Consider the following 12,689-nt stretch of genomic DNA (forward strand, 5'->3'; position numbering starts at 1 on the left):
AGAGTGTTGAAAAACACATTGAAAAAACAATAAACATGTTGCTAAACTACCGCCCGAGGCCGTTCAAAAAGCTCCAGATGCAAGGCGCGGCAAGGCTTCAAGCTTAAGTGTACTCGTAGTACGTCGAGCATTGAGGCCGCAGCCGCAACGCAGCAGATGGACTTTTTCAACGGCCTCCTAGAAATTCACGCCAAACCATCAATACCGGGGATAGATATATGGATTTTGCGGCTGCTCCGAATTTTCACAGGAAGTAACCTTAATCACAGGAACGTTTTGCTGCTCATACGTCCCCTTTTTAATAGTCCCCTTTACGGTCACCCATTGCCCCTTTTCCAAACTCCCGGTATTGTCGTACTCGCATATTAAACCTCCCAGCGTGGCGTCGGCGGCGCAGCAGGTAATCACGTAACGGGCCACTCCAAATTGATTGGGCATAAAACTGTCGTCCTTGTCCACAAAACCAAGTATGGTGATTTCTTTACCGATATAATCATCAAGAAACACATAAAGTTCGGACATCACGTAGTTGTAATTTTCATCGCTCACCTCTATCAGGCCGGCCTGCTTCAGTTCTTTGGCCAGCGGCCTTACAGGCCCCTGGGCCGGGTTATCTTCCTGTTTGTCGGCGTTATTTGGGTCTGCCTGGGCCACCGGCCCGTTGTCACCGGGATTAATTGCCCCGGCCCCATCACCGGCAGCCGTTTTGCTATCTATGACATCCTGAGAGCTTGTACTTTCTTCAGGGGTCTTTACTATACCTTCACCGTCCCGTACCGCGGGCTCAAGCCCATTGGGCCGGCCGCCGCTTACCGTTCCGGCGTCAAGGCTGATTTTTTTATTGGCAGCCGCGTTGGCGTCCAGGGTGGTGTGAGGTAATAGATATGCCATTAATAAAGGAATGATAAAGACTATATAGCCCCATTTTACCCCCCTGACGGAATTGGAATGATTATGACTCATGGCTACCCCCGGGTTTGGCCGGAAGAACTGTACAACAAACATAAGAAACATAACAACCGCCGTTGCCTTTGTAATTCCGGCAAACCGGGGGTTGATATAGACGGTTATTGTTCCGGTATCCACAAGCCAATATAAAAATAAACTGAATCCAAGTAAAATAAAGGCTTTTAATTTATTTTCCAGGTTTAATACTGTCCGCACTCCCGGTATCACCCCTATTGCCATAAATTTATCATATAAGCACCACAAATTATTAATAAGGTAACTATGACGGTTAAAATAACCACAAAACGCAGTTTAAAGGCATTGAGCAGCATCAATATGTTTTTCAAATCGATCATTGGACCAAATACCATAAAAGCAAGCAGCGAGCCGCTGGAAAATAGGTTGATGAAAGATGCCGCTATAAAAGCATCCGCCGACGAGCATACCGACAACCCAAAGGCAAAACTCATCATGGTTAAGATTGATGAAAAGGATTCCTTTCCGATGCCTGTTAACAAATCCTGGGAAATGAAAGACTGGGCTGTGGCGGCTAAAAAAGCTCCCAGCATCAGATATTTACCCATTTCAAAAAACTCGTCGCAGGCATCCTGAAAAGTGCCGCGTATTTTACCGCTAAAAGTCCCCGGCGAATACTCCTGATGGTGGCTGCAGCCGCAGCCGCAACCATGTCCGTGCATGTCCGCGCCCGCTTTCAACTCCCTGCCGTGAAAAAGAAAGCTTAATATCAATCCGGTTAAGCAGGCCACAATAAAGGAAAAGCCCAGCCTGAACCAAACAATATCGGGCCTGACAGTAAAGGCGATGGCTGTTGAGGAAGCCACCACGGGGTTAATAACGGGCGCGGCCAGCATAAATGTTATGGCGCTATATAAAGGAACACCCTTCTGAACCAGCCTCCTGGCCACCGGTACAATACCGCATTCGCATACAGGAAAAATAATCCCCAGCAGGGAGGCGATTAATATGCTAAACAGCCTGCTTTTAGGCAATACCCTACCGATTGTCTCTTCGGAAACGAAGTTTTGAATTATTGCCGATACAAAAACACCTATAATAATAAATGGCAATGCTTCAATGATAATACTTAAAAAAACGGTTTTAAAGTTTAAAATGCCGGCCGAAGAAACACTTTGTTTTATGTATTCCGACAAACCTTTTAGCTCGGCCAGCTTTAACAGGTGCCACATTAAGTAAAGACAGGATAGAGCAAAGGCAATATATATGATTTTTGTTGAACTTTTAATTATAATTCTCAATTCATTTCTCTCCCCGGCAGCGGCGACCGCTTGTCCAATCAGCTTTATCATTATATTTAAACCGCCTGGAATATATGATTTTTGGCAATAAAAAAGCCTTTAAAATTCCTGTTCACAAAAAAATCACTGCTCTGGATAAGAATTAATCCTATTTACTGATCAATATTATTATTCTGCCGGGTAAAACATGTCAACCCAATAAAAAGAAAAACAAATTTTAAAAAATTTAATAGGATATATGAGCAAACCCCCGCCGCATCGCCGGGGAACAGTCCGGTTAAATTTTATCATTGTGGTTTTTTGTGTAACATTTTTTATTAAACATACGTCTATGTTATAACGATAATCTCAAAAAGGAGGTGAAAATTTTGAATACCGAGGAGAAAAGCCGTATACTTCCCGGACTGATAATGGCTGCGGTGATATCCCTGGCATTAATTATTTGCACGCTTATCCTGGCTGCCCCGTTAAAAAACTATGCCAGCAGCAAGAACACCATCACTGTTACCGGTGCCGCCAAGAAGCAGATGGTATCCGACCTGGTTGTATGGCGTGGAAGTTTTTCAACCCAATCCCCGCAGCTTCCCGAAGCATATAACAGGCTGTCCCAGGACCAGTTAAAGGTAAAAAATTACCTGCTGCAAAAAGGTATCGCGGAAAAGGACATAGTGTTTGCTTCCATCCAGACCATTCCCCTGTACCAGATCAATCCCAACGGAATTCAGTCAAATGTACTGGAGGGTTACAGGCTTCTTCAAAATGTGGAAATCAAGTCGGCCGATGTGGACAAAATTACGGAAGTATCCCGCACTTCCACCGAGCTAATCAACCAGGGAGTGGTTTTTGAATCTCAACCGCCCCAGTATTATTACACCAAGCTGAATGATTTAAAGGTGACAATGCTTGGGGAAGCCGCCAAAGACGCGAAAATCCGCGCGGAGCAACTTGCCAGGAACAGCGGCGGCCAAATCGGAGGGCTGCGTTCATCTAAAATGGGAGTTTTTCAGATAACTCCCCTTAATTCCACCGAGGTTTCCGACTATGGAATAAATGACACTTCTTCCCTGGAGAAAGAAATAACAGCCGTAGTTAACGTGGAGTTCTATGTAAAATAATAATTGAATAATATATTGTTTGTAGCACCCCGGCTGTGTGCCGGGTTTTTCGTCATTACAACTAACTTTGCAAGGGGTAAAACATGAATAGTAAATTTTACCACCTATCGCTTCTTATCAGCGTTTTACTGGTCTTGACATGGTCCGGGATCAATCCCTACGACAGGTTCACCTGGCTTCTGGAGGTGCTGCCGGCACTGCTCGGAACAGTCATCCTTGCCGCGACTTATGGTAAATTCAAATTCACCACTTTCTGCTATCTGCTCATTGCCGTACACATGGCCATCCTCATGGTTGGCGGCCATTACACCTATGCCAGGGTGCCGCTGTTTGACTGGCTAAAAGAGGTTTTTGATTTCAGCCGCAACCATTATGACCGGATAGGGCACTTCACCCAGGGATTTGTGCCGGCGATGGTTGCCCGGGAGATACTTTTACGGTTAACTCCCTTAAAGCCCGGTAAAATGCTGTCTTTTATAGTGATCAGCATATGTCTGGCCATTAGCGCCTCTTACGAGTTAATTGAGTGGTGGGTTGCCCTGGCCACGGGCACAGCCGCCGAAGCTTTTCTGGGAACCCAGGGCGACGTATGGGACACCCAGTGGGATATGTTCCTGGCGCTATGCGGCGCCGCAACCTCCCTATTAATATTTTCCGGACTGCATAACCGGAAATTAAATGCTATTTAATATATATTTTGCTACCGGTTTCCGGGCATGTTAATTATATACAGTAACCCCGGTGGAATCGCGGTAATAAAATAAAAGAAATTTTAATGAATCGGGGTGCTTCCAGATGTATGTACAAAGACCAAAAATCCCTTTTACCTCTCCCCCGGGTCATGGTGGACTCCAATGCAAACTCAATGTTATTCCCGGGGGCCGTATCGTTAGTTCCATGGCAGACGCCTATTCCCCGCCCTGTTGTGTCAGACCCCAGGCAGCTTGCGACCATATTCAGATCAGGGCCGACATTATTCCATCCGCTCCCTGCAGGTATACGGGTTACAGGCACTTATCCGCACCGTCTGCCTGATTCAAACGCCCTAAGCCTCCTCCGGGAGGTTTTATTATCCCGCTAACAGGCTGCACCCTGCCCTGAAATTTTCATGTTCATCTCCCGCCGGTCCCGTTTCAGCGAATACCTATTTTTGTTAACATTACCGGCGGCCCCAAAATTTACCAGGCAAAATAAAAATTGTCTTTATTATTAAATAAGCGAAAAAAACAACCAAAAAACCCCATAATCCCGCTACTATGTCTTTAAACTCCATGTTTCCCCTGCCCGTGATGCCCTGTTCAATTTCCAATCCGAACACCAGCACCATCAGCACCGTAAAGGTATACACAAAAGAAATGACGGATATGTTCCACCTGGCAAGCCTTTTAAAAACCGAGTCCACCGCCCAAAATATCACAATGCCCATGATACCTATCAACCAAAAATGCAAATCCTTGTCCGACAGGTTTAAATTAAGGGCTCCGCTGACGCTCAGTAAAAAATCGTGAATAAAGTTGATTATACCCGCCAGGGCTTTTAATACTTCAGCCAATTCACCACTCCTCTTTTGCCGTTACCCCTAAACATTTGTGCCTGGTGAGTAATCTCCCAACACATGTAAAAGGGCTGTCAAATCAAGTATAGCACATGGGCTTTCCCTGCTAAACGGCGACATGGCGGGCATAATTATAAAGATATGGAAGCCGATGGGCAGCTGCGGACAGCAAATTCCGGCAGAATGGTTTAAACGAAAAGGCCGCGGTTTACATACTGAAACGGACAAAAAAAGTCGTTCCTCCATCACCCGTGTCGATGTCAATGGTGGCATTGTGCCGGGCGGCAATGCTGTAGCAAACCGCCAGGCCCAGTCCGGTTCCGTTTTCCTTGGTGGTAAAGAACGGTGTGCCTATCTTTTCCAGAATTTCAGGCAGGATTCCACACCCCTGATCCTGTACGGACAGGTTGATTTTATCCCCCTCTATAAAGGTCCTTATACTTAACGTCTCGTCGGACTGCATGGCGTCAAGGCCGTTCCGGACAAGATTTAGAATCAATTGGCGAATTTCATTGTCATTCAGGTAAATTTCCTGCACTTCCTCAAGTTTTATGGCCACATATTTGTTGGAATGCATGGCGCTTGCGGCAATTAACGGCTCCATGGCCGTGATTATATTGTTAATGTTCTGCAATTCCATTTCCGACTGCCTGTTCCTGGCCATGGAAAGGAATTCAGTTATTATTGAATTGGCCCTGTCCAGTTCGGCGACCATTAGATCAAAATATTCCCTGTAATTGGAACAGTCCTCTTTTGAGGTGAGTAACTGAAGAAAACCGCGCACCGCGGTCATGGGATTTCTAATTTCATGCCCTATGCCGGCGGCCAGTTGCCCCACCAGGTTAAGCCTGTCCAGTCTGTCCATTTCCTTTTGAATTTTTGTTTTGTTTGTAATATCCCTGATAATTCCTGAAAAATATATCCGGCCCCTTGATTCCCACCTGGAAAAAGCTATTTCAACCGGTATTTCCTTCCCTTCCCTGTTAAGGGCGAAAGTCTCTATGGTTTTTCCAGCCGGGATTGAAGCAATTTCATGTAAACTGTTTATCTTTGCCGGATACCGGTGGCGCAGCCTCTCGGGTATGATAATGGTCAGGGGAGAACCCAGCGCTTCCTCCCGGGTGAAACCGAATATAATTTCCGCCGCTCTATTCCAGAACACTATGTTCCCCATATTATCAATGGTAACAATGGCGTCTCCGGCGGACCGGGCCACCGAGCGAAAATGCTCCTCGCTGTATTCCAATGACTCAATCAGGCGGCTGTTATGTAAAGCCATGGAAATATTTTTAGAAAAAGCGTTTGCCATTTTTACATCACCATTTTTAAAACCGCCGGGTTTATTGCCCAGGGCCAGGAGCCCCACCGTTTCCCCCTGTATGGTGAGAGGCGCGCACAGGACGTTTTCCAGAATAATGTGGCCCTCCGGCAATAGATTTGCCCACTCACTTTTGGGGAAGTCATTGCAATAAACCACCCCGCCGGTTTCGCAGGCAATTTTTCTCAAGCCGCGAATCGGGGCGGGAAGCGAAGAGTCAACGGCGCAGGAGGAATCGCCATAGGCAAGGTAAGGCGCCCTGGTTTCGGCATCATTGTTTTTATAGCTGATATATCCCGCCGCGGCTCCCAGCAGCTCCCTGCAGGATTCAAATATAACCCTGGCAGTCTCTTCAAAATTATCGTTTTCCAGCATAACCCGGGAAGTTCTCAACAGCGTTGACAACTCTTTTTGGCATATCCGGAATTCCTCCAGAACCCGGCTCAGTTCCTCCTCCACCTGCTTACGCCGGACTATTTCCCCCTGCAGCAATTTATTCAACTTCTCCAGTTCAGCCGTCTTCTCTTTTACCAGATGCTCCAGTTGCTTCCGGTATTCATGCTTCCTTTTCTTCTCCTTGGACAGTTTTTTAAAATTCATTTATGTATCAAACCTCCGGCTGCACAAGCTGACAATATATTTTCTAGTTATTCAAAATCCGACATATCCGCAATAAAATCTATTGCCCAGATAAGCAACTTAGCTCAACTGGGCAATAAATTTCCACACGGCGCCAAAGGCCATTAATTCTTGTGCAGTTATTAATAATTCTCTCAAAAACAAAAATATCCTTCATTAATTTCCATTAACATTAACTGTGTTTGCAGATATAAGATTTTGAACAAATATTAAAATATCCTTATTTTTCAAAGAATCTGTTGTAGTATATTTTTCAGAGCATGTTGTCCGATAATCCTTAATCCCTTATAAATATACTAATTTGCTGTCAGCTATGCCGGCATGCGCAAATTTTGTTTTTTTACCAACTAATTTAAAGTACTTATTTATCCACGGGAAAAAACCCGCACTCGGCGGGTCATGCTTTTAATCCCTGTATTCTTTTATTTCCCGTAGTAGTTTATTAAAAATATCCTTCACCGGTAAAATATCCTTTATCATATGCACGTTCTTGCCGGCGAAAACCACGCCCTCCTGAACCTTGCCGATGCGGGACTTCTCCAGAGCGTTTATTATGCAGTATTGCCCCGTGCAGGCCTTAAGGCAGGCAGTGCAGTTTTTGGCTTTCTCCACCAGCCCGTTCAGCACATTGTTGACAAATGAATTTTTCAGCGCCCGTCCCGGCATTCCCACCGGGCTGGGTATAACCACCACATCATCGGCGGTGGCCCTCAAATACATCTGCTTAAACGCGTCCGCTACACTGCATTCCTGGCTCAATACAAATCTAGTGGCCATCTGCACCCCGTCTGCGCCAAGTTTAAAAGTCCTGGCGATACCACCTCCATCCACCAGGCCGCCGGCTGCAATCAAAGGTATTTTTATGGCTGAACGTATGGATGGCAATATATCAAACAGGGACTGATCGGTGCCCAGGTGCCCTCCGGCCTCGTTACCCTCGGCCACCACCGCCGCCGCCCCGTATCTTTCTGCTATTTTCGCCAATCTGGCGGAGGAAACTATGGAAACCACAGGCACCCCGGCTTCCCTGCCCCAATTGAAAATATCCCGGGAAAAACCCGCCCCGGTGAATATTACGTCAATTTTCTCGTCAATAGCCGCCTTAACCAACTGGGCGAATTCCCTGACCGCAAACATAATGTTTACACCCACGATGCCCCGGCTCAGTTTTTTTGCTTCCCTTATCTCCATTCTCATCTCTTCGGGAGTCATTCCAGTTGCTCCGATAACGCCAATGCCGCCGGCTTCGGCCACCGCCGCCGCCAGGGAAGCGGTGGAAACCCTAAGCGCCATACCCCCTTGAATAATGGGGAAACGGGGCATCAGATCCCCTATTTTCAACTGTGGTATTTCCAAAGTACAGTCTCCTTCCAAAATTACTTGCATTACACATTAATAATACACTGAAAATGCCCGCCGTACAATTTTAATAGTTACACTTTATACATAGATTATACATAAATAAGGATTTTTATAATATGGGCAAATACCGGGGGTAACGGCGAAAATATTGTCACATTAAGAACGGAGGGCGTTATGAGGATTGAGATTGGGGCCGGACAACATTTGGGAGATGCGGAGGTACCCTAAAAAGCTAAACTAGGGGCAGGGACTTTTACAGGGATCTACCTTAAGCCAGTCTTCCGGTGGTGCCCACCGTTTCCACAAACACCGGAAATAATCCCCTGGACTCACCGTCCAGCAGGACCTCAAACCAGTATATCCCTTCCATCTCCAGGGGCAGGTCCACCTGGATAATACCGTTGGAATAGGGACGCCGGGAGGCAAGTTCAAAAGGATAGGAGGACATTTCCAGCAGTATCCTGGAGCGATCCGGGTTGTGGAATTTCAGGCCGAAATAGTGCTTGCCCTCATCCCCGTACCATCCCAGAACCACGAAGCAGCGCTTTCTGGCCGGGTAACTCATAACGTGGATGCGAAAAAAAACGCCTATGATATTAAATTTTCCATTATCATGATTGATGTCATCGCAAAGAATGAAAGAGCAAAGGGTGGCAGACAAAAGGCATCCCCCTTTATATTGGGCAACAACATTCTTCCCGAAACCGTTAAAATATATGGATACACGCAATTAAAGAAAGCCTGTCCCCCTTCGGAAACTGGGGGATTCCTTTCTTAAATGTTTATAAACAACGGCACCAGCAACGGAACCAGCGAAGACAAAACTGTGCCGTTGACCAGTGCGATCACGGCGGTATCCGGATCCGTAACCCTGGCGATCAGCGGCAAAGTGGTGTCCATGGTGGTGGCCCCCCCGGGAGCCACCGCCGCCATTTTCCCGACCCTGGCGGCCAGCAGGGGAATTAACAGAAAGGCCATTAACTCCCGGGAGACATTGGTAAGAAAAGCCAGCGCCCCAATTTCCACACTGTATATTTTAGCCAGCAGAACCCCGGACAGGCTGTACCAGCCGAACCCCGCCCCGATGGCAGCTGACTCGTTAAAGGGCATGCCAAGCGCAATACCGGCCAACGCAGCGCCTCCCAGGCTTCCTATACATACCATGAGCGGGACAAGAAAAACCTTCAGGCCCATTTTCCAGAGCCTGCTCCAGGCCTCCCGCTGGGAACCGATATCTATTCCCACACCGAACAGCATGATACATAAAGCGGCGGAGGTAATGACGTCCAGATGGGCCTCCCACCCGGCAGGCATGACCCACTTCCCGAAAACAACCCCTACGACTATGGCAATAAGCACGAACCAGGTCATTGACACAAATTCTCCCTGTTTTCAGAAGCCGTTTTTTTCCCGGAGCCTTTTGGATCCAGCCAGCGGAAAAGAATATGTACGGCCAAAATGCTTCCCGCCACCGCGAATCCTGCCAGCACCACCGCTTTGAAGCCTATTTTGCCCAGGTTATTGAGAACCTCCTGGTTAACCCCCAGCTGAGCGCCCATTACCACCAGGAGCAGAAATAATCCCGCCATAGTCACTCTGAACATCATTTTACTTTGCGACACCGAAAGGGGACGCAGGAACCCCAGGGCCACACCCAGTCCCAGTGAAATAAATATTACCCCCATATTTTCATCTCCGTGCTGCTTATTTAAGTTTAAAAATTAAAGGACGGTGTCTGACACCGCCAATTACCAATAATATTAATCACATTAACCGGGAACATTCCCTCTCAAAATCTTTAGAAAGCCCGGAATTATATGCACGTCAACAGGGTCCGCACCTTTTATTAAATCAAGTCCAATCAGGCTATATGAGCTTTTTTTCCTCGGCCCTGACCAGAAAATAGTTTTGTTCAAGGGTGGTGTCGGCTACCTTCATAAAACTCTCCTCCGGGCACCAGGTCAATTGAATGCGTATTCCGTCATAATAATCAACTTTTTCAATTTCGCCCACCGCCACCCTTTTAAAATCCGAAGTGCTGTGGGTGAATATCAGTTGAAATTTATCATTGCGAATTAAGCTGAAATGAGTTTTTCCCACGGCTTTGTCCAGGATAACCACTTCAGGAACGGATTTGTCGAGTAGTTTTTTGTTTTTTGTGTACCAGTCAAGGGTACCCGCCTTAACGTTTACTTCATCTATCATATCATCTTTCCTAAAAGCCACCCTGTCCACCCTCTCAGTTATAATATACATGTCAACAACATATATAAAATATTTCACGGGACAGCAAATTAATCCCTCACACCCGACACATATTTAATTCCCCAAAGTATGACTTAATCCTCCTGTCGGCAGGAATAAAATGTGTTATTTATGTACCGCCACTAATATGGTATGCTCCCATACACCTGTAAAAGACCGGCCAAACCGGTTGCCGCCGGGGCAACAGTAGATTAAAAGAACAGGTGCCGTTTAGCCGGACCTGTTCTTTAATTTTAATGTAATTCTATTATACTATCCAGCCCGCCGGATGGTACACGTAATAAGGGCAGCAGCCGGAAGCTATTTTATTAATCAGCCGCTTTATCGGCCTCCATCCCCTCCAGCGGCTAAACAACCATTTTTTCACGCAACAGGGCGATATCTTCCGCCGTATACCCCAGCCCGGCCAGCACCTCATCGGTATGCTCACCCAATTCCGGGGGCGGACTGTATATTCCTCCGGGAGTTTTCGATAATTTTACCGGCAAGCCCAGCTGCATTATTTTTCCCAGCCTGGGGTGGTCAATCTCCAGCACCATCTCCCTGTGCTTAACCTGAGGGTCCTGGAAAGCTTCGGGCAGATCATTTACGGGGCCGCAGCAGATGTCCAGCTCCTCCAGCTCCTCCAGCCACCGTTCCCTGGTTTTTTGAATAAATATTTCCCTCAAAACAGCTATAATTTCTTCCTGCCTATCAATTGTGAACTGCAAAGGAATTAAATCCTCACGCCCCACATGGCGGCAAAACCTCTCCCAAAACTGTCCTTCCAGCGCGCCCAGGGCTATGTATTTGCCGTCGGCGGCGCTGTACACGTTATAAAAGGCATAACCGCCGCTGAGCAATTCACCGCCCCTCACCGGCGCGCGCCCCCCGGCCATAAGAGCGCCGGTCAGCACCGGCAGGCAGGCCACCACTCCGTCCATCATGGCTATATCCACAAACTGTCCCTGGCCCGTACGCTCCCTGGCCAGCAGCGCCAGAAGTATGCCGTTTACCGCCATGAGCGACCCGCCAACCAGGTCGGCAATTTGAACCGGCGGTATGGCGGGAGTATCCCCGGCCCGGCCGTTAAGCCCGAGCACCCCGGCATAGCCGATATAATTGATATCGTGGCCCGCCTTCAGGGCATAGGGTCCGTCCTGGCCGTAACCGGTTATGGAGCAGTAGACAAGTCCGGGATTAACATTTTTCAAGGTGTCGTAATCAATCCCCAGGCGGGCGGTGACCCCGGGCCTGAAGCCCTCCAGCAGCACATCCGACTCTTTCACCAGCTTGTATATAATATCCCTGGCTTCTTTTTTCTTCAAATCCAGTGTTATGCTTTTTTTATTCCGGTTTACAGTAAGGTATAAGCCTCCGGTATCACCCACCAGGGGCGGCGTCCAGCGAATATAGTCTCCCTGGCCGGGCTGCTCCACCTTTATCACTTCAGCCCCGAAATCCCCCAGCATCATGGAACAATAGGGCCCGGGCAGCAGGCGGGACAAATCCAGCACTTTAACACCCTTAAGCGGCGCGGTCATAACTTCAACTCCCGTATTAAAAGGTTCTTATTTCTTCTCCAGGGCCCCGGTCAGTTTGGTATAAGTCAGCTCAAGCCCTTCGGATATTACCCTGACATCCCCGATTACCGGCATGAAATTGGTGTCGCCGCCCCAGCGGGGAACGATATGGATGTGAAAGTGTCCGGGAACGCCGGCCCCCGCTATTTTGCCGAGATTGACGCCGATATTGAAGCCTTCGGGATTAAAGGCCGCCCGCAAAAGCCCTGTCATTTTCTGGGTAACCAGCCCCAGTTCCAGCAGCTCGTCCTGCTCCAAATCCGCGATATCCCCCACGTGACGTTTGGGGGCTATCAGCAGGTGTCCATTGTTGTAGGGATATATGTTCAATATTACAAATACCTTTTCTCCCCGGTATAAAACATAATTTTCCTTGTCCTGGTCGGAATTAAGCTTTTCGCAGAATATGCATTCGGAACCATGATCCTTGCCCACATATATGGTTCTCCAGGGTGCCCAGATCCTTTCCATGTCAATCCCCCATCCCTTCTTTTTTGTTTATTATTTTCTACGGGGTCAAACTAAATCCTTCCTTATTTCGCGATGCTTAAAACCCCTTTCGGGACTCCGGCCCATAATGCAAAAAGCCGGAAATGGTCAAACTTCACCTTCCCGGCCCTTATTTTTTTATAAATATGAAATTGAACT

General features: G+C 47.5%; 13 protein-coding genes. 2 read left to right on the top strand and 11 right to left on the bottom strand.

The genetic code is table 11. The features are described from left to right. Positions 1-198: 198 nt before the first annotated feature. Entirely contained in the window at positions 199-1,188 is a 990-nt protein-coding gene (locus DCCM_RS00185) for a TIGR03943 family putative permease subunit (RefSeq protein WP_104370461.1), read from the bottom strand. Then, positions 1,179-2,276 (bottom strand): permease, encoded by a 1,098-nt coding sequence (locus DCCM_RS00190; protein ID WP_231702577.1) that lies wholly within the window; start codon positions 2,274-2,276, stop codon positions 1,179-1,181. Before DCCM_RS00190 ends, DCCM_RS00185 begins: the two co-directional genes overlap by 10 nt. Positions 2,277-2,593: 317 nt before the next feature. On the opposite strand from DCCM_RS00190, the gene DCCM_RS00195 reads away from it, so the two are divergent. Beyond that, on the top strand, positions 2,594-3,340 hold the full coding sequence (locus DCCM_RS00195) for an SIMPL domain-containing protein (protein ID WP_231702578.1): 747 nt from the start codon (positions 2,594-2,596) through the stop codon (positions 3,338-3,340). Between the two features lie 83 nt (positions 3,341-3,423). Then, positions 3,424-4,029: a DUF2238 domain-containing protein gene (locus tag DCCM_RS00200; RefSeq protein ID WP_104370462.1), complete on the top strand. Its 606-nt coding sequence runs from the start codon at positions 3,424-3,426 to the stop codon at positions 4,027-4,029. Positions 4,030-4,499: 470 nt separating this feature from the next. On the opposite strand, the gene DCCM_RS00205 is transcribed toward DCCM_RS00200, so the two are convergent. The 9 genes from DCCM_RS00205 to DCCM_RS00245 form a co-directional block, all read right to left on the bottom strand. Continuing rightward, positions 4,500-4,892 carry a hypothetical protein gene (locus DCCM_RS00205; protein WP_104370463.1) on the bottom strand — a complete coding sequence of 131 codons (393 nt, stop codon included), beginning with the start codon at positions 4,890-4,892 and terminating at the stop codon, positions 4,500-4,502. Positions 4,893-5,103: 211 nt separating this feature from the next. Next, on the bottom strand, positions 5,104-6,813 hold the full coding sequence (locus tag DCCM_RS00210; protein WP_104370464.1) for a PAS domain S-box protein: 1,710 nt from the start codon (positions 6,811-6,813) through the stop codon (positions 5,104-5,106). Between the two features lie 444 nt (positions 6,814-7,257). Then, positions 7,258-8,208 (bottom strand): NAD(P)H-dependent flavin oxidoreductase, encoded by a 951-nt coding sequence (locus tag DCCM_RS00215; RefSeq protein WP_104370465.1) that lies wholly within the window; start codon positions 8,206-8,208, stop codon positions 7,258-7,260. A 274-nt stretch (positions 8,209-8,482) separates the two neighbouring features. Continuing rightward, on the bottom strand, positions 8,483-8,875 hold the full coding sequence (locus tag DCCM_RS00220) for a DUF6941 family protein (protein ID WP_128739014.1): 393 nt from the start codon (positions 8,873-8,875) through the stop codon (positions 8,483-8,485). Positions 8,876-8,988: 113 nt separating this feature from the next. Further along, positions 8,989-9,585, bottom strand: coding sequence for a LysO family transporter (locus DCCM_RS00225; protein ID WP_104370467.1), 597 nt, complete (start codon positions 9,583-9,585; stop codon positions 8,989-8,991). Continuing rightward, positions 9,582-9,899, bottom strand: coding sequence for a LysO family transporter (locus DCCM_RS00230; RefSeq protein WP_104370468.1), 318 nt, complete (start codon positions 9,897-9,899; stop codon positions 9,582-9,584). The genes DCCM_RS00225 and DCCM_RS00230 overlap by 4 nt, the downstream gene beginning before the upstream one ends. Before the next feature lie 181 nt (positions 9,900-10,080). After that, positions 10,081-10,440 (bottom strand): hypothetical protein, encoded by a 360-nt coding sequence (locus DCCM_RS00235; protein WP_128739016.1) that lies wholly within the window; start codon positions 10,438-10,440, stop codon positions 10,081-10,083. A 386-nt stretch (positions 10,441-10,826) separates the two neighbouring features. After that, positions 10,827-12,002, bottom strand: coding sequence for a CaiB/BaiF CoA transferase family protein (locus tag DCCM_RS00240; RefSeq protein WP_104370470.1), 1,176 nt, complete (start codon positions 12,000-12,002; stop codon positions 10,827-10,829). Positions 12,003-12,029: 27 nt separating this feature from the next. After that, positions 12,030-12,512, bottom strand: coding sequence for an HIT family protein (locus tag DCCM_RS00245; RefSeq protein ID WP_104370471.1), 483 nt, complete (start codon positions 12,510-12,512; stop codon positions 12,030-12,032). Between the last annotated feature and the right edge of the window lie 177 nt (positions 12,513-12,689).

Origin of the sequence: Desulfocucumis palustris (genome assembly GCF_002933875.1) — a bacterium.
In the GTDB taxonomy this organism is placed as follows: Bacteria; Bacillota; Desulfotomaculia; order Desulfotomaculales; family Desulfocucumaceae; genus Desulfocucumis; species Desulfocucumis palustris.